This is a genomic window from Anaerococcus sp. HMSC068A02, from assembly GCF_001811125.1.
Taxonomy (GTDB): Bacteria; Bacillota; Clostridia; order Tissierellales; family Peptoniphilaceae; genus Anaerococcus; species Anaerococcus vaginalis_C.
In genome coordinates this window covers 23,405-41,384 of sequence record NZ_KV803757.1, presented here as the reverse complement: position 1 = coordinate 41,384, position 17,980 = coordinate 23,405, and the positions used below count along the sequence as shown (strand labels likewise).

General features: G+C 28.7%; 15 protein-coding genes. 12 read left to right on the top strand and 3 right to left on the bottom strand.

What is annotated here, in order from left to right; all coding sequences use genetic code 11:
• Positions 1–107: 107 nt before the first annotated feature.
• Together HMPREF2782_RS04870 and HMPREF2782_RS04865 are read left to right on the top strand one after the other, a co-directional pair.
• Positions 108–503 (top strand): SRPBCC family protein, encoded by a 396-nt coding sequence (locus HMPREF2782_RS04870; protein ID WP_070641289.1) that lies wholly within the window; start codon positions 108–110, stop codon positions 501–503.
• A 26-nt stretch (positions 504–529) separates the two neighbouring features.
• On the top strand, positions 530–850 hold the full coding sequence (locus tag HMPREF2782_RS04865) for a TfoX/Sxy family protein (protein ID WP_070641287.1): 321 nt from the start codon (positions 530–532) through the stop codon (positions 848–850).
• A 235-nt stretch (positions 851–1,085) separates the two neighbouring features.
• Here HMPREF2782_RS04865 and HMPREF2782_RS04860 read toward each other — a convergent pair whose 3' ends face one another.
• From HMPREF2782_RS04860 to HMPREF2782_RS04850, 3 genes are read right to left on the bottom strand one after another with little or no spacing between them, the layout of a single operon-like run.
• Entirely contained in the window at positions 1,086–2,270 is a 1,185-nt protein-coding gene (locus HMPREF2782_RS04860; RefSeq protein ID WP_070641284.1) for a GspE/PulE family protein, read from the bottom strand.
• Positions 2,270–3,799, bottom strand: coding sequence for a YifB family Mg chelatase-like AAA ATPase (locus HMPREF2782_RS04855; RefSeq protein ID WP_070641282.1), 1,530 nt, complete (start codon positions 3,797–3,799; stop codon positions 2,270–2,272). Before HMPREF2782_RS04855 ends, HMPREF2782_RS04860 begins: the two co-directional genes overlap by 1 nt.
• A 1-nt stretch (position 3,800) precedes the next feature.
• Positions 3,801–4,700 (bottom strand): RluA family pseudouridine synthase, encoded by a 900-nt coding sequence (locus tag HMPREF2782_RS04850; protein WP_070641280.1) that lies wholly within the window; start codon positions 4,698–4,700, stop codon positions 3,801–3,803.
• Between the two features lie 137 nt (positions 4,701–4,837).
• Here HMPREF2782_RS04850 and HMPREF2782_RS04845 point away from each other — a divergent pair, with 137 nt between their 5' ends.
• The 10 genes from HMPREF2782_RS04845 to infB all read left to right on the top strand — a co-directional run bounded on the left by HMPREF2782_RS04845 (position 4,838) and on the right by infB (position 17,980).
• Positions 4,838–5,542 (top strand): isoprenyl transferase, encoded by a 705-nt coding sequence (locus HMPREF2782_RS04845; protein WP_004838360.1) that lies wholly within the window; start codon positions 4,838–4,840, stop codon positions 5,540–5,542.
• Positions 5,529–6,305: a phosphatidate cytidylyltransferase gene (locus tag HMPREF2782_RS04840; protein WP_070641278.1), complete on the top strand. Its 777-nt coding sequence runs from the start codon at positions 5,529–5,531 to the stop codon at positions 6,303–6,305. The genes HMPREF2782_RS04845 and HMPREF2782_RS04840 overlap by 14 nt, the downstream gene beginning before the upstream one ends.
• A 12-nt stretch (positions 6,306–6,317) precedes the next feature.
• Entirely contained in the window at positions 6,318–7,331 is a 1,014-nt protein-coding gene (locus tag HMPREF2782_RS04835; protein WP_070641276.1) for a M50 family metallopeptidase, read from the top strand.
• Between the two features lie 11 nt (positions 7,332–7,342).
• Positions 7,343–8,401, top strand: a complete 1,059-nt coding sequence (gene ispG / locus HMPREF2782_RS04830; RefSeq protein ID WP_070641274.1) for a flavodoxin-dependent (E)-4-hydroxy-3-methylbut-2-enyl-diphosphate synthase — start codon at positions 7,343–7,345, stop codon at positions 8,399–8,401.
• Entirely contained in the window at positions 8,382–12,578 is a 4,197-nt protein-coding gene (locus tag HMPREF2782_RS04825; RefSeq protein WP_070641272.1) for a PolC-type DNA polymerase III, read from the top strand. The genes ispG and HMPREF2782_RS04825 overlap by 20 nt, the downstream gene beginning before the upstream one ends.
• Positions 12,579–12,793: 215 nt before the next feature.
• A complete protein-coding gene (locus tag HMPREF2782_RS04820; RefSeq protein ID WP_070641270.1) occupies positions 12,794–13,696 on the top strand; it encodes a DMT family transporter in 903 nt (300 codons plus the stop codon).
• Between the two features lie 171 nt (positions 13,697–13,867).
• A complete protein-coding gene (gene rimP / locus HMPREF2782_RS04815) occupies positions 13,868–14,308 on the top strand; it encodes a ribosome maturation factor RimP (protein ID WP_019118039.1) in 441 nt (146 codons plus the stop codon).
• An 8-nt stretch (positions 14,309–14,316) separates the two neighbouring features.
• The gene (gene nusA / locus HMPREF2782_RS04810; RefSeq protein ID WP_070641268.1) at positions 14,317–15,564 is read left to right on the top strand and encodes a transcription termination factor NusA; all 1,248 of its coding nucleotides are present in this window, start codon (positions 14,317–14,319) and stop codon (positions 15,562–15,564) included.
• Between the two features lie 24 nt (positions 15,565–15,588).
• Positions 15,589–15,846 carry an RNase P modulator RnpM gene (rnpM, locus tag HMPREF2782_RS04805; RefSeq protein ID WP_004838372.1) on the top strand — a complete coding sequence of 86 codons (258 nt, stop codon included), beginning with the start codon at positions 15,589–15,591 and terminating at the stop codon, positions 15,844–15,846.
• A 13-nt stretch (positions 15,847–15,859) separates the two neighbouring features.
• Complete coding sequence (gene infB, locus HMPREF2782_RS04800; protein WP_070641266.1) at positions 15,860–17,980, top strand: translation initiation factor IF-2; 2,121 nt, start codon at positions 15,860–15,862, stop codon at positions 17,978–17,980.

Here is a 17,980-nt window from a genome sequence, read left to right as displayed (position 1 = left end):
AATAAGATTATCGGAGCATAAAATTTTATTGTAGTGCTGATATGAGAATGTTATAATGTGGATATGAAAAAACGATAAACGGTAATTTAAAAAGGGGAAATGAAAAAGTGGCAATTTCAAATATAAATACAATTAATAGTAATGATATTCAAAAAGTTTGGAACATTGTTTTAGCTGTTGATAAATATAACTCATGGCGAAGTGATTTGAGCAAAACAGAAATAATAAATGACAAACAATTTATTGAATACACAAAAAATGGATATGCTACTACATTTACCGTTACCGTTGTAGAACCATATAAACGCTGGGAATTTGATATGGATAATAGCAACATGAAAGGTCACTGGATTGGTATTTTTACAGACAAAGGGAATGAAACACAAATAGACTTTACAGAAAATGTGATACCTAAAAAGTGGTTTATGAAACCTTTTGTAAAAACCTATTTGAAAAAACAACAAAAGCAATTTGTTCTGGACTTAAAGAAAGCATTGGAATAATAAAATTCAAGATTGGAGATTTAGAAATGGCTTCAAGTAAAGATTATTTACAATTTGTTTTAGAACAATTATCAGAATTACAAGGAATAACATATCGTGCAATGATGGGAGAATTTATTATCTATTATCGTGGAAAAATCGTTGGCGGTATATATGATGATAGGTTACTGGTAAAACCAACAAAGTCTGCAATTTCTTATATGCCAACAGTTACTTATGAAATTCCATACGAAAACGCCAAAGAAATGTTATTGGTGGAAGAAGTTGATAATAAAGATTTTCTGACGGGGTTATTTGATGTGATGTATGATGAACTACCAACGCCAAAACCTAAAAAGAAAAAATAAACAGCTTCTAGTTTACAATTTCATATCCATATACACAAAGCAGTTAGTTTTAGGATTGACTGCTTTTTAAAAAGACACCATTTAGGTGTAATGATGTCTTTTGGGTGTTATTTTATAGGTCATATCAAGGCTCATTCAATCGTGGTAAATTCGTGGTAAAATGAGTTTTTTCTATACTTCAAAATACTTGAAAGTATAGTGTTTATGCGGATAATCGAAAATTAAATATAAAATTTTAATTAAAATAATAAATTGAATCTAAAATTTCTTCAAAGCTTGTGACTCCTTCTAGAACTTTTTTTATTCCATTGTAGGTCATGGACTTGAAATTTTTCTCTTTATTTAATAAATCCAAATCATTTTTGCTGAAATTTTTATTTTCAAAGAAAAGATTTTTGTAATCATCATCAAAATCTACAATTTCTTCAACGGCTTCTCTTCCTAGGTAGCCATCGTGACATTTATCACAAGATGACGCTTCATAAATATAAGTGTTTTCATCTATATCAAAATAATTTTTTACAAAATTGTATTCTTCTTTTGATATTTTTCTTTTTTTCTTGCATGAACAAAGTTTTCTAACAAGCCTTTGGCTTGCAAGGGTATTTACAGATTGTTTTATTAGATAATCTTCAACTCCCAAATCACGAAGTCTATTTATTGATGCAAAACTATTGTTTGTGTGAAGAGTTGTTAAAACTAAATGTCCGGTTATGGCAGCCCTTACTGCCATTTTTGCAGTTTCCTTATCCCTAATTTCTCCAAGCATAATAATATCTGGATCTTGCCTTAAAATTGACCTGAGAGCATTTTGAAAAGTTAGTCCGATTTTTTCATTGATTGAAATTTGATTAATTCCAAAAATATTTATTTCAACTGGATTTTCAATGCTGATAATATTTCTTTTTTCATCATTTAATTTATTTAATAAAGAATAAAGGGAAGTAGATTTTCCAGAACCAGTTGGTCCAGAAAAAATTATCATGCCTGATTTATTTTTGATTGCATTTTCCAAAATTTTTTTTGAATCATCAGAAAAACCCAATAAATTTTGAGATTTTTTAAAATTTTCAATTGATAAAATCCTAAGAACTAATTTTTCCCCGACAATTGTGTTTAAAGTTGAAATTCTAAAATCGATTTCTGGGAATTTTTCTAATTTTAAATAACCGTCTTGAGGTCTTCTTTTTTCTGAAATATCTAATTTGGAAGATAATTTAATTCTAGTTAAAAGTTTAATATAAGAGGAATAATCCATCTCACTTATAACTCTAAGTTTGCCGTCAATTCTAAATCTTATTCTTGAAAATTTTTCATCCATTGGCTCTATGTGTATATCACTTGCATTTAATTTTAAAGCTTTTTCTACAAGCTCATTTATATACAAATCTATATTTGAATTTATCAAATTATTATCCATCACACGCTCCAATATTTATCATCCAAAGACCTATATCTTACAGCTTCAAGGAGATGTTTTGCCTCGATTTTTTCGCTACCATCTAGATCTGCAATCGTCCTACTCATTTTTATAATTTTATTGTAGGATCTTACAGAAAAATTATATTTTTCAAAAGCTTTTTGTCCGATTTCCTTTACATTTTTATCAAGTTTTATATATTTTTTCATAAGTCTTGTAGACAAAGATCCGTTTGTTGAAATTTTTTCATTTTCATATCTTTTTATTTGAATTTCTCTTGCCCTTTGAACTTCATCTTTCATTTGTTTTGAAGATTTTGTTTTTATATTATCATCCAAATCTTTGTACTTTACGGGTTTTATTTCTATATGAATATCAATCCTATCAAGAATTGGCGAAGATAATTTTGACAAATATTTTCTTATTTCATTTTGAGTGCAAGTACATTCTTTTAAAGGATTTCCAAAATTTCCACAAGGACATGGATTCATGGCAGCAATTAAAATAAAATCTGCTGGATATTTTATACTTGCCATTGATCTTGAAATATTTATTTCCTTATTTTCCAAAGGCTCTCTCAAAGCTTCTATGGTTTTTTTGGAAAATTCTGGAAATTCATCCAAAAACAAAACTCCTTTGTGGGCGAGAGTTATTTCTCCTGCTTTTGGAATATTTGCCCCTCCTCCAATCAAAGAAACCTCGCTTGCTGAGTGGTGGGGAGATCTAAATGGTCTATTATTTATTAATTTTCCACTTTCAAGAAGTCCCATCACCGAATAAATTTTTGTAACTTCAATTTTTTCTTCAAAATCCATATCAGGCAAGATCGATGGTAAATGTTTGGCAGAAAAAGTTTTTCCGCTTCCAGGAGGTCCAATCATCAATAAATTATGACCACCAGCTGCTGCAATTTGTAGAGCTCTTTTTAATGAATCTTGACCTTTTATATCAGAAAAATCAAAAGGATATGTAATTTTTTCATTTGTATTTGATAATTTTATTTTGTAAGGAGATTTTTTTGTATTTTCGTTAAGGTATGAAACTAATTCTTCTAAATTTAAGAATGGAAAAATATTGCAATCTTTTATTATTGCACATTCGTCCTTATTTTCATTTGAAATTATAAAATTTTTAAATCCTTTTTCTCTCATAGAAATTACCATTGCAAGAGCGCCTTTTATAGGAACAATTCTTCCATCAAGAGAAAGCTCTCCTATAAAAATAAAATCATCTTTTGCATTTTCAATTACTCCCATACTTTTTAAAAGAGAAATTGCAATTGGCAAGTCTAGTTGAGTTCCTTCTTTTTTTATATCTGCAGGCGATAAATTTATGGTTATTCTTCCTTGGGGAAATTTAAAACCAGAATTTATCAGAGCAACCCTAATTCTGTCTTTGGATTCTTTTATAGATGAATCTGGAAGACCGACAATATTAAAAGCTGGCATTCCACTAGTTATATCAGATTCAACTTCAATTGCCTTTCCATCAAGTCCCAATAGACTTACTGTATTTGTTTTTGAATACATTTTATTCTCCTAAACCCAAAATTTTTTGATATTTTTTAAAATCTTCATGAACTTCTGCACAAAATTCTTTGTAAATTCCATTTTTATCAGTAAATCCTAATTTGTGACAATGAAGTAGTTGATGGTCTAAATTAAATTTGTGTTTTACATTTCCATAAACAGGATCTCCCAAAAGTGGATGATTAATATAGGTCATGTGAACCCTAATTTGGTGAGTTCTTCCTGTTAAGATTTTTATTTTTACCAAGGAATATCCATTATTTTCTGAAATAACTTCATACTTACTAATTGCATCACGGCCAGAATTTGTTACTGCCATTTTTCTGCGATTATTTGGATCACGATCCATAAAAGTTTGAATAGTTCCAGATTTTTTTTGAAAAATCCCATTGCAAATTGCCAAATATTCCTTGTCAATTTTTCTTGTTTCAAAAAGATTTTTCAAATATTTGTAAGATGAATTATTTTTTGCAATTACCATAAGACCTGTTGTATCCTTATCAAGTCTGTGAACAATTCCTGGTCTGTCATCGCCTCCGATATGTGATAAATTATTATAGCCAAAATAATCCAAAAGACCATTAACCAAAGTTCCACTTACAATTGATCCTGCTGGATGGACAATTACATTTTCATCCTTATCAATAATTGCATAGTCTTCATTTTCATAAATGATTTTTAAATTCATTTTTTCAGCTTCGATTTTTTCTTTTTCAAATAATTTGTCAGAAATTTCTATTTCATCTTCTAAAATCAATTTGTAGGAAGGTTTTATTTTTTTGTTATTTATTTTTATTTTTTCGTCTTTGATAAAATCTTTTACCTTTTCTCTTGGAATTTCTTCAAAAAGATCAGAAAGATATTTATCAATTCTAATTTCTTTATTTGCTTTAATTTTCATAATTAAATTATAGCATTATGAAAAAATATATACAAAATCCTAATTTATTTACAAAGAAAAAATCATTTTAGCTTTTTATATTTAAGAATAATTCTTATGGTATAATCATATAGAGATAAAATTAGAAAGAAGGATCTATGAAAGAGAAAGAACTTAATCATCTTGCCATTATTCTTGATGGAAATGGTAGATGGGCTAAAAAAAGAAATTTGCCAAGATCTATGGGCCACAAGGAAGGTTCTGAAAATGTTGTGGATATTGCGCTCTATGCTAAAGAAAAAGGCATAAAATATCTAACTCTTTATGCTTTTTCTACAGAAAATTGGAAAAGACCACAAGTAGAAGTCAATTATTTAATGAAATTATTGGCAAAATTTATAAAAGATAAGACAAAATTACTCATGGAAAATGAAGTAAAATTAAATATAATTGGAGATATATCAAAACTTCCAGAAAAAACCATCAAGGCTTGTCTTGATGTTTGTGAGCTTACAAAAAATAATGACAAGCTCGTTTTAAATATGGCTATAAATTATGGGGGCAGAATGGAAATTGTAAAAGCCTTCAAAGATATGGCAAAAGATGGAATAGATTTTGAAAATATAAATGAGGAAGATATTTCAAATTATTTATATACAGCAAATATGCCAGATCCTGATCTTTTGATTAGGACAGGTGGAGATCTTAGGATTTCAAATTTTTTAATTTATCAAATGGCTTACACAGAATATTATTTTACAGATATTTTGTGGCCAGATTTTTCAAAAAATGATTTGGATGTGGCAGTTGATTCATATTTTGGAAGAGATAGAAGGTACGGTGGATTAAATGAACTTAGCTAAAAGATTATTTGGTGGAGGAATAATTCTTTTTATATTAATTGCAATTACTTATCTTGGTGGAATTTATTTTGCAATTGGTTTTGGAATATTTTCGTGTATTGCTGTAAAAGAATTGGTAAATGCACTAAAAAATTTGTCATACAATGTTCCTTTAAAATTTGCTATGTTAATAAATTTATTTTTTGTTGTAAATGCCTTTAGCAATCATCAAAATTTATTTATGTTTGGTTTTACATCTATACTCATAGCAATTTTTGTATATATGATTTTTAATAAAAAATATAGGATGGAAGACTTTTTTGCACTTTTATTTGTAGTAACCTATGTTTCTATTTTTATGTCAAGTGCGATAAGAATTAATAATAAAATATATCTTTATATGCTTTATATTATTGCTTGGGGCTCAGATACTTTTGCTTATCTTACAGGCTCAACTATTGGCAAACACAAAATCAAATCATTAGAATCTATTTCTCCTCACAAAACCATAGAAGGATTTATTGGCGGAGTTTGTGGAGCTGTGATTTTAAATTTGATTTATGTAAATTATGTAAAGCTTGACAAAAATATATTATTAGTAATTATTTTTACAATAATTGCTGCATTTTTGTCAGAAATTGGAGATTTAGTAGCATCGTTTATAAAAAGAAAATGTAAAATAAAAGATTATGGAAATTTAATTCCAGGTCATGGAGGAATTTTGGATAGGTTTGATTCAATCTTATTTATCAGCCCTTGCCTTTATTTATTTACATTAATATAAGTTAGGAGAAAAATGAAATCAGTTATTATATCGATTATAATGTTCTTATTTTTGATTTTAATTCATGAATTTGGACATTTTATTATAGCAAAAAAAAGTGGAATTAGGGTTAATGAATTTGCTATTGGAATGGGCCCTAAAATTTTTTCAAAACAAAAAGGAGAAACTCTTTATTCTGTAAATCTTTTTCCAATTGGTGGATATTGTGCTATGGAAGGAGAAGATAGCGAAAGTGATGATGAAAGATCATTTGACAAGGCACCAGCCTACAAAAGATTTTTTACAATTCTTGCAGGACCATTGACAAATTTGATTTTTGCAGGATTAATATTTGCTTTTGTATCTTTTAACACAGGAACTGCATCAACAAGCATTGGAAATTTTACAAAAAATTCGCCAATAGAAGCTCAAGGCTTTAAAGTCAATGACGAAATTGTAGAAATTGACGGAAATAAAATAAATAATTTTAATGATATTTCAAAAAATTTAGAAAATTATTATCAAAAACATGGGAAAAATGACAAAATATCATTAAAAGTCAAAAGAGATAATAAATATATAGAAAAAAATGTCAAAGTAAAATTTGAAAACAAAAGACCTCTTCTTGGTTTTATTCCAAAAAATAAAGACGTAGGATTTTTTGAATCAATTAAAATTGGTTTTAAAGAAGTTGGTTCAATGATTGTTTTGATGATAAATGTTCTTAAAAGTTTATTTACAGGAAAATTAGGATTTTCTGCTTTGTCAGGGCCTGTTGGTGTTGTAAAAGAAATGGGAAGACAAGCAAATCTTGGAATCATGAATTTATTATTCTTTTTGGGATATATAAGTGTAAATTTGGGATTTTTTAATTTGCTTCCAATACCAGCTCTTGATGGGTCAAAAATATTTACTTCCTTATTTGAAATGATTACAAAAAAGACAGTAAATAAAAAAATTGAAGAAAAATTTACAATTGGAGGATTTGTTCTCTTGTTAGGACTAATTCTTTTGGTTACGATTAAGGATTTAATTAGCTTATTTTAAAGGAGTAAAAATTGAAAAAAACTAGAAAAGTTTATGTAGGAGATGTTGCCATAGGAGGAGGATCTCCTATTTCTATCCAATCAATGACAACAAAAGAGACAAAAAATATTAAAGAAGTCGTAAAACAAATTAATGATTTTGAAAAGGCAGGTTGTGATATTTCAAGATCTGCTATAAATTCACTTGAAGATGCAAGGGCAATTTCTGAAATTAAAAAGAAAACCAATCTTCCTTTTGTGGCAGACATACAATTTGATTATAAACTTGCTCTTGCAGCTGTCGAAAACGGCTGTGATTGTCTAAGAATAAATCCTGGAAACATTGGTGGAAGTGACAAGGTAAAAATTTTAGTTGAAAAATGTAAGGAAAAAAATATTCCTATAAGAATTGGTGTAAATTCTGGTTCTGTGCATAAGGATATGATTGAAAAATATAAGGGAGTAAATGTTGATAGCCTTGTTTATTCTGCCCTTGATGAAGTAAAAGTTTTAGAAGATTTAGACTTTCACGACATAGTTATTTCTATAAAATCATCAGATGTAAATACAATGATTGATGTAAATAGAAAAATTTCTTCTCTTTGCGATTACCCACTTCATTTGGGAGTTACAGAAGCAGGTCCTCTTTATCAAGCTTTGGTTAAATCATCAATTGGAATGGGCTCACTTTTAAAAGATGGAATTGGAGATACAATTAGGGTTTCAATAACTGGAGATCCTCTCCAAGAAGTAAAGGCAGGAAAAACAATTTTAAAATCTTTGGGACTTAGACGAGATGGAATTGATTTGGTTTCTTGCCCAACTTGTTCAAGAACAAGTGTAAATTTAGATGAAATTGTAAATGAGGCAAGTGAAAGACTTGATAAATTGAATTTAAATTTAAAAGTTGCCATAATGGGCTGTCCTGTAAACGGTCCAGGAGAGGCAAAAGAAGCAGATTATGGAATAGCTTGTGCAAAAGGCTATGGATTTTTATTTAAAAAGGGAATTACAATAAAGAAAGTAAAACAAGAAGAAATAGTTGACAGTTTGATTGAAGAAATTTTGAAAGATGAAAGAAATGAAAATTAATCTAAAATCTATTATTGAAATTGACAAAGATTATTATATAAACAAGGCGATTTATTCAAAAAAATTAAATAAATTGAAATTAAATATTATAGGAGAATATGATGAAAATATTGAAAAAAAACTTGAATCATATTTTTCTTATGTTAATTTGTCATTGCAATTTGAAAAGGAAAATAAAAAAGAAACAAATTCCATAGATGATTTTTATGAAAGCCAACCTCTTCCAGATTATTATGAAACAGGTTATGAAAATCCAGAAAATTTGGGCGAAAATATTGAAGAAAAAAATCAAGAAAGTAAAGAGGCTTCATTAAACAATCAAGATATATTTGATTTGCCAAAAATTGAAAAAGACAAGAAAGAATCTTCAAAAAGCCAAGAAGAAGAAAAAACATCAAGCCTTAGAGATTTGAAAAAAATCGAGCTTGAAAATATGATTGAAAATGCTAGAAACAATAAGAAAAATTCTGAAAAAAAAGAAATAAAGCAAGCAGAAATTTTAAAATACGGCAGAAATATAAATGAAGATTTTTTTAAAATTGAAGAAATTTATGACAAAAAAGGCATGAATCTTTCTATAAAGGGAGAAATATTTGGCATTGATGTTTTTGAATCAAAAAGAGGAAACTTTATTTATTCTTTTGACCTTGAAGATGAATCTGATGCCATAGCTTGCAAGATGTTTGTTCAACCAAGAAATAAATCAAAACTTGAAAATTTAAAAGAAAATATGATAGTTCAAGTTCAAGGAGTTTTAAACTATGATAGCTTTTCACATGAAGATGTTTTTACTGTAAATTCTATGGTGGAATGTGAAAAAAAAGAAAGACTTGACACTTATCCTAAAAAAAGAGTTGAGCTTGAAATTCATACGAAAATGACAAACCTTGATGGATTTGTTGATATGGATGAGCTAGCAAAAAAATTAAAAGCTTGGGGACATAGCGCTTGTGGAATTACAGATACAGAAACCCTACAGGCTCTTCCAGATATGTATGACAAACTTGGAAAAAATGATATAAAAATGCTAGCAGGTGCAGAGCTTTTGTTGGTTGATAAAAATTTAAGGATTTTAACTAACAACTACAATAAAAAAATAAATGATATAAGCGATTTAAAAAATCAAAGATTTATTGTATTTGACTTGGAGACGACAGGACTTTCAAAATATATAGATAAAATCACAGAAATTGGTTCGGTAAAAATTGAAAATGGAGAAATAATTGAAGTTTTTAATGAGCTTGTAAATCCAGAAAAAATGATTCCTCAAAAGGTTGTAGAGCTTACAGGAATTACAAACGAAATGGTAATGGATAAGCCGAAAATTGATGAAGTTTTGCCGAAATTTTTAGAATTTTCAAAAGATTCATATTTTGTAGGACAAAATACAGATTTTGATATTGGTTTTATAACAGAAGCTTGTCAAAAATTATCTTATAAATTTGAGCCGGTTTATTTGGATACTTTGCCAATGGCAAGAGCAGTTTTCCCATATATGGGAAGATTTTCTCTTGATAAACTTGCAAAAAAATTAGGAGTTGGACCTTTTAACCATCACAGAGCAAGCGATGATGCAATGACAACTGCCAAAATTTTTATTAAATTATTTGAAAAAATTAAGGATAAAAATAAAGACCTTAGTCTTGAAAAAATTAATTCAATAAAAACAAAATGGCCTATAGCTCGTCACGAAAATTTCTCATCAATTATTTTTGCCAAAAATTATCATGGACTTAAAAATCTTTATAAAATAATTTCAGAATCTAGGATGAAATATTTTAATTTAGAAGCAAAAACGCCTTTTGATTTGGTAAAAGAAAATAAAGAAGGTTTGATAATAGGCTCTGGCGGCAAAGATGGTCTTTTGTTTAAGGCTATAAGAGATGATTTTTCTGAAGAAAAAATAGAAAAAATTTGCGAATTTTTTGATTTTTTCCAAATAGAGGCAATGGGAGTTTTTGCTGATGATTTAGAAAATGGATCTATAAGAGATAAAAATCAAATTATAGAAATAAATAAAAAAATAATCGAGCTTGGTAAAAAATATAAAAAGTTGGTTGTTGCAACAGGCTCTGTAAGATATATGGAAAAGAAAGATTATGTTCTTAGAAATATTCTTCACAAGGGACAATTTTTCCATTACAAGGAAAATAATCCTCTTTATTATTTAAAAACAACTAATGAAATGCTTGATGAATTTTATTATTTAGATGATCAAACAAAAATGGAAGTAGTAATTGATAATACAATTAAAATTGCTGATAGTTTGGAAAGCATTATGCCAATTCCTCACGAAACTTTTCCACCAAAAATTGAAGGCTCTGATAAAAAATTAAAAGATACAACTTATGAAAAAGCAATCTCAATTTATGGAGATCCTCTTCCTGATCTTGTAAAAACAAGACTTGATAAGGAGCTTGATTCTATAATTTCAAATGGATATGCAGTTTTATATATAATTGCAAAAGAGCTCGTAGAAAAATCAAATGAGGATGGATATTTGGTTGGATCAAGAGGTTCTGTTGGTTCATCTTTTGCAGCAACCATGGCAAATATTACAGAAGTAAATCCGCTTGCTCCTCATTATGTTTGCCCATCATGCAAGCATTCAGAATTTATAACTGATGGTAGCGTTGGAGCTGGAATAGATTTGCCAGAGAAAACTTGTCCAAAATGTGGAGCAGAGATGAACAAAGACGGCCACGATATTCCTTTTGAAGTTTTCTTGGGATTTGAAGGAGATAAGGAGCCAGATATTGATTTGAATTTTGCTGGAGAATATCAACCAACTATTCACAAATATACTGAAGAATTATTTGGAGAAGGAAAAGTTTTTAGGGCAGGAACAATTGGAACTATAAAAGATAATACTGCTTTTGGTTATATCAAAAAATATATGGAAGATAATGACCTAAATCTTTCTAATGCACAAATTAGAAAATATCAAAGAGGACTTTTTGATGTAAAAAGAACAACAGGTCAACACCCAGGTGGTCTTATGATTGTGCCAAATGATAAAAATATTTACGATTTTTCTCCTGTTCAATATCCGGCAGATGATGGAAAAGACGATATAAAAACAACACATTTTACCTACAATATGATGCATGGAGTAATTTTAAAACTGGATTTATTGGGCCACGATGTTCCTACAATTATTAGAAGTCTTCAAGATTTAACAAATACAGATCCTTTGAAGCTTCAAATGGATGATGAAAATGTAATGAATATTTTCTCTTCAACAAAACCATTAAATATAAAATATGATTTTTCAAATAACGAAATTGGGACTTTAGGAATTCCTGAATTCGGAACTTCTTTTGTAAGGGGAATGTTAAAAGATACTTTCCCAACCAAATTTTCTGAAATGACAAGAATTTCTGGACTTTCTCATGGAACTGATGTGTGGCTAAATAATGCCCAAGATTTAGTTAAATCAAAAACTGCAGGTTTTGATCAAATAATTTCAACTCGTGATGACATAATGAATTCTTTGATTAATCTTGGACTTGATAAGAAAAAATCTTTCCAAATAATGGAAAAAGTAAGAAAGGGAAAAACTCTTTCAGAAGAAACTTTGGCTTATATGAAAGAAAATAATGTTCCTGATTGGTACATTGATTCTTGTTTAAAAATAAAATATCTATTCCCAAAAGCTCATGCAGTTGCTTATTGTTTGATGAGTTATAGGATTGCATATTACAAAGTTTATTATCCTAAGGCATTTTATGCAACATATTTTTCTACAAAATTAAATGATTTTCAATATTCAGTAATTGTAAAAGGATTAAAATCAATCCAATATGCTTTAAATGAAATTAATCAATTAGAAAAACCAACGCAAAGAGAAAAAAATCTAAGATCTTTGTTGGAAGTTGCTGAGGAAATGGCAGCAAGAGATATAAAAATTAAAAAAGCAGACTTATACAAATCTGAAGCTGTTAAATTTATTTTGGATGAGGATGGAGAAATTTTGCCTCCGCTTTCAGCAGTTGATGATGTTTCAGAAGCCATGGCAAAAGATATAGTTATTGAAAGAGAAAAAGCCAAATTTATTTCGATTGAAGATTTGAAAAAAAGAACTTCACTAAACAAAAATGCTTTGAATTCTTTAAAAAATTTAGAAATAATTGATGGATTGCAAGAAGAAAATCAAATGTCTTTATTTGATTTGTAAATTAAAACTCTAATAGAGATTAAATCTTTATTAGAGTTTTTTTATTATATTTTTTTAAATAACAATTTATGCATATATATAACAATAAAAATTAATTAATTATCAAAGTTAAGCGACTTGTGTAGGATTTTTATTATTTTTATTAAAAAATCTTACAAAATTTAAAATTTTTGATATAATACAAGCAAGCGGAAAAAAATCTATTAGGAGTAAGTATGAAAAATAAACATAGGGGAGAATTACTTTTACTATTGACTTCCTTTATTTGGGGATTTGCTTTCATTGCCCAAAAATTAGGAAGTGATTACATAGAACCATTTACCTTTAATTTTTTTAGAAATTTGACAGCTGGAATTTTTTTATTGGCTTATTCATTTTTTAGAAAAAATAAATCGAGAAAAAAAGTAGATAGTATTACAAAAACTGCAACAATCAGAGGTGGAATTGCCACAGGTCTTGTTATGGCAGTTGCAGTTAGCTTTCAACAAACTGGAGTTTATTTTACGACAAGCGGTAAGGCAGGTTTTATTACATCACTTTACGTTGTCATAGTTCCGATTTTTGCAATTTTTATGGGAAAAAAAGTTTCCAAAAAAACTGCAATTTCTATAATACTTGCTCTAGTGGGTTTATACTTATTAACTGTAAGAGTTGATGACGGATTTTCTATAAATAAGGGAGATATTTTAATTTTTATAGGATCCTTATTTTTTGCTTTTCATATTTTATTTATTGATAAATTTTCTATAAGAGCTGATAGTGTAAAAATGTCTATGATTCAATTTTTTGTAGCAAGTTTAGTATCTTTGCTTCTTATGATTTTATTTGAAAAACCAAATTTTGATTTATTAATGAAAGGCATGCTTGCTATTTTGTATCTGGGTATATTTTCATCAGGTTTGGGTTATACTCTCCAAATTGTCGCCCAAAAAGATACTGATCCTACAATTGCTAGTTTGATTTTATCCTTGGAATCAGTTTTCGCTGCATTTTTTGGATTTTTATTTTTGAAAGAAAGACCAGTAGATAGGGAAATTATTGGAGGAATAATTATGTTTATTGCAATAATTTTATCTCAAATTCCCGAACAAAAAATAAAAAAATTTTTTAAAAAGTAAAGCACAAATTTCTAGTTATTTAAAATAAAATGCTAGAGATTTTAATTTTATATTTTATTAAATTTTATTTTGTTAAATTTATTTTAAAATTGAAAGTTAAGTCTTTTATAGTATAATAATTTTAAGCGAAGAGTGGACAAATCCACTCTTTTAATATGTAAAGGGGAAGTTATGGATATAATACGCAAATTAAAAGAAAATTTAGAAAGTGATATTAATGGGCTTGGTTACGAGCTTGTTGATATTGAATTTGTTAATGAGGGTAAAAATAAAATATTAAGGTTTTTTATTTACAAAGATGGAGGAATCACAATTGATGATTGTGAAAAGACTTCTAATTTTTTAAGCGAAAGATTAGATGAAATTGATCTTATAAAATCTTTTTATTATTTGGAAGTATCTTCTCCTGATCTTTCAAGACCATTAAAGACTGACAGAGATCTTGAAAGAAACAAAGATGAGCTTTTAGAAATAAAGCTTAAAAATGGCGAGAAGTTTATAGGAAAAATTAAAGAAATAAAAGAAAATTCCTTAATTTTTACACTTGAAAATGAAGAAAAAGAAATTGAAAAGAGTGAAATTAAGACTATTAAAATTGAGATAGTCTTCTAGGGGGACAAATGAATAAAGAATTTATAATTGCCTTAGAGGAGCTTGAAAAAACTAAAAATGTTGACAAGAGAATAATCCTTGAAGCATTGGAAAAAGCTTTGGTAAAATCTTACCAAAAAAACTACGATAATAATGAAAATGTTGATGTAAGCATTGATGATGAAACTGGAGAAATCGAAGTGTATTCTCTAAAAAATGTAGTTGAAGAAGTAAATGAACCAATAGCTGAAATTTCTAAGACAAAAGCAAAAGAAATTGACCCTAAACTTGATTTGGGCGATATTTGTAGGGTTAAAATTGCACCGAAAAATTTTGGAAGAGTTGCAGCTCAAACTGCAAGAAATATTGTAATCCAAAAAATTAGAGATGCCCAAAGAGATTCAGTTTATTCTGAATATTTGGATAGGGCAAATGAAATTATAACAGGCGTTGTACAAAGAGAAGATAAGTTTAATGTCTACATAAATCTTGATAAAATTGAAGGAATTATTCCGATAAAAGAGCAAGTAGAAAATGAAACTTATACTCCAAACCAAAGAATAAAAGTTTTAATTAAAGAAGTAAAAAATACAACAAAAGAGCCGCAAATTATTTTATCAAGAAAAGATAAGGCCTTGGTTGTAAGATTATTTGAGCTTGAAGTTCCAGAAATTACAAATGGAATAATTGAAATTTATGGAATAGATAGAGAAGCAGGTTCAAGAACAAAAATTGCAGTTTTCTCAAATGATCCAGAAATTGATTCTATTGGAGCTTGTATTGGCTTTAAAGGAAGTCGTGTAAATTCAATAGTAGAAGAATTGCAAGGAGAAAAAATTGATATTATAAATTACGATAAAGATATAAAAGTATTTATAAAAAATTCCTTATCTCCAGCAGAAATTAACGAAGTTTATATAAACGATAAGAAAAAACAATCCTTGGTTGTTGTAAGAGAAGATCAATTATCTCTTGCTATTGGAAAAGAAGGACAAAACGCAAGACTTGCAGCAAGACTTACAGGCTGGAAAATTGATATAAAAAGTCAAGAAGAATTCGACCAATTAAGCCAAGAAGAAATTGATGAGATACTTGGACTTAACGAACAAACAGACAAAGATTTAGAAAATATTGAAGAAAATTCAAAAGAAGATATTTTAGAAGATGAAAATGCACAACAAGGCGAAAATTTAGATATAGATAAAGAAAATATAGAAGATTTATCAAACGACCTTGACCAAATTATTAAAGAAGATATTGAAGAAAGTGATGAATAATAACTTATTAATAATGGTGAAAAAATGAAACAAAGAAAAATACCACAAAGAAAATGTATAGTTTGTGGAGAAAACAAAGACAAACACGAATTAATTAGGATAGTAAAAAATAAAGAAGAAGGAATTATCCTAGATCCTACCGGCAAAAAAAATGGTAGGGGAGCTTATATTTGTAAAAATGAAACTTGCATAAACGAAGCCAAGAAGAAAAGAAAATTAGAAAAAGTTTTTAAAACTGAAATTAGTGATGATCTTTATGAGGAGATAATTGCTATGAAATAAAAGAGGTGATTAGATGGCTAAAAAATTAAGAATTTATGAATTAGCAAAAGAACACAAAAAAAGTACGAAAGAAATGCTCAGTCTACTAAAAGACGAATTTGGACTAAAAATAAAATCCCACATGTCAGTTTTAAGTGGAGATGAACTTGCAATAGTTGAAGAATATTTTAGTGAAGATAAAAAAATAAAAGAAGAGAAAAAAGAAATAAAAGCAGAAAAAAAATCAGAAGAAAAATCTTTGGAAGATAAAAATTCAAAAAATAAAAAAGAAAAGAAGTCATCAAAGAAAAAAGAAAAAAAGAAAAACAAAAATAAAAAGCAAAATAAAAGATCAAAAAAATCAACCAAAAGAGAAGTAAAAGCAGAAAATAATGATGATGGAAATATTTATATTCCAGAATCAATTTCAGTAAAATCTTTTGCGGAAAAAATCGATGAAAATGCCAACCAAGTTATTATGAAACTTATGGGACTTGGAGTAATGGCTGGTTTAAATGATCAAATAGAATTTGAACAAGCAGAGCTTGTTGCTCTTGAATTTAATAAGGAAATTGCAAAAGAAGTTAAGCTTGATGAAATTGAAATTCAAGAAAAAGATTTAGATTTCGAAGATGACGAAAAAGATTTACAAACTCGTCCGCCAGTAGTTTCAGTAATGGGACACGTTGACCACGGAAAAACTTCAATTCTAGATGCGATTAGAGATACACAATTTGCATCTGGAGAAGCTGGGGGAATTACTCAACACATTGGTGCTTCAACTGTAAAAATTAATGATAAAGAAATTGTATTTTTGGATACACCAGGCCACGAAGCTTTCACTCAAATGAGAATGAGAGGAGCTCAATCAACTGATATAGCAATTTTGGTTGTTGCAGGTGACGATGGAGTAATGCCACAAACAATTGAGGCAATTAACCACGCAAAAGCTGCAGAAATTCCAATAATTGTTGCCATTAATAAGATGGATAAAGAAGAAAGTGATCCAAATAGAGTAAAACAAGAATTAACAGAATATGGTTTAGTTTCTGAAGACTGGGGTGGAGATACAATAATGGTAGAAGTATCTGCAAGAACTGGCGATGGAATTAAAGATTTGTTGGAGATGGTTTTGCTTGTTGCAGAAATGAGAGAATTAAAAGCAAATCCAGACAGAGCTGCAGTTGGAATTATCATTGAAGCTCAACTTGATAAGGCAAGAGGTTCTGTAGCAACTGTTCTTGTTCAAAAAGGAACTCTTCACGACAAAGATTATGTAGTTACTGGTTCATCATCAGGAAGAATTAGAGCTATGTTTAATTCAAAAGGAGAGCCAATCTCACAAGCAGGTCCATCAATGCCAGCCCAAATTTTAGGACTAAGCGATGTGGCAGAAGCAGGAGATAAAATTTTTGCTGTAGAAGATGAAAAAACTGCAAGAGCTTATGCAGATCGTGCAAAAGAGCAAAAAAGAGAAGAAAGACTAATTCAAAAATCTAATACAAACCTTGAAGATATGTACGAAGGCATCGAAGATGGAGAATTAAAAGAATTAAATATTATAGTAAAAACTGATGTAAAAGGAACAGTAGATGCAGTTTCAAGTTCATTTTCAAAACTTTCAAACGAAGAAGTTTTTGTAAATGTAATTGCAGGAGCTGTTGGAGGAATTTCAGAATCAGATGTTCTTCTTGCTCAAGCATCAAATGCTATAATAATTGGATTTAATGTTCGTCCAACTCAAGGTGCTCTTCAAATGGCAGAAGAAAATAATATAGAAATAAGAACTTATTCTGTAATTTATGAAGCGATAGAAGATGTAGAAAAAGCTCTAAAAGGAATGCTTGATCCAGAATTTGAAGAAAAAGTTTTAGGTCGTGCAAAAGTTCAAGAAACTTTCAAAATTCCAAATGCAGGAATGGTTGCAGGTGTTCTTGTAACAAGTGGTTCAATTCCAAGAAGAGCAAAAATAAGATTATTAAGGGACAATGTTGTTATCTTTGATGGAGAAATTGAATCTATGAAAAGATTTAAAGATGATGCCAAAGAATTAAATAATGGCTACGAAGGTGGAATTGGCCTTGAAAAATTCAACGACATCAAAGAAGGCGACGAGCTTGAAGCCTACGAAATGATAGAAAAAGAAAGAGAATAG

Coding starts and splice junctions, on each gene's coding strand:
- HMPREF2782_RS04835 (WP_070641276.1), top strand. CDS start 6,318: ATGAAATCAGTTATTATATCGATTATAATGTTCTTATTTTTGATTTTA.
- nusA (WP_070641268.1), top strand. CDS start 14,317: ATGAATAAAGAATTTATAATTGCCTTAGAGGAGCTTGAAAAAACTAAA.
- HMPREF2782_RS04825 (WP_070641272.1), top strand. CDS start 8,382: ATGAAAGAAATGAAAATTAATCTAAAATCTATTATTGAAATTGACAAA.
- infB (WP_070641266.1), top strand. CDS start 15,860: ATGGCTAAAAAATTAAGAATTTATGAATTAGCAAAAGAACACAAAAAA.
- HMPREF2782_RS04845 (WP_004838360.1), top strand. CDS start 4,838: ATGAAAGAGAAAGAACTTAATCATCTTGCCATTATTCTTGATGGAAAT.
- HMPREF2782_RS04820 (WP_070641270.1), top strand. CDS start 12,794: ATGAAAAATAAACATAGGGGAGAATTACTTTTACTATTGACTTCCTTT.
- HMPREF2782_RS04840 (WP_070641278.1), top strand. CDS start 5,529: ATGAACTTAGCTAAAAGATTATTTGGTGGAGGAATAATTCTTTTTATA.
- rnpM (WP_004838372.1), top strand. CDS start 15,589: ATGAAACAAAGAAAAATACCACAAAGAAAATGTATAGTTTGTGGAGAA.
- HMPREF2782_RS04865 (WP_070641287.1), top strand. CDS start 530: ATGGCTTCAAGTAAAGATTATTTACAATTTGTTTTAGAACAATTATCA.
- HMPREF2782_RS04855 (WP_070641282.1), bottom strand. CDS start 3,799: ATGTATTCAAAAACAAATACAGTAAGTCTATTGGGACTTGATGGAAAG.
- HMPREF2782_RS04860 (WP_070641284.1), bottom strand. CDS start 2,270: ATGGATAATAATTTGATAAATTCAAATATAGATTTGTATATAAATGAG.
- rimP (WP_019118039.1), top strand. CDS start 13,868: ATGGATATAATACGCAAATTAAAAGAAAATTTAGAAAGTGATATTAAT.
- HMPREF2782_RS04850 (WP_070641280.1), bottom strand. CDS start 4,700: ATGAAAATTAAAGCAAATAAAGAAATTAGAATTGATAAATATCTTTCT.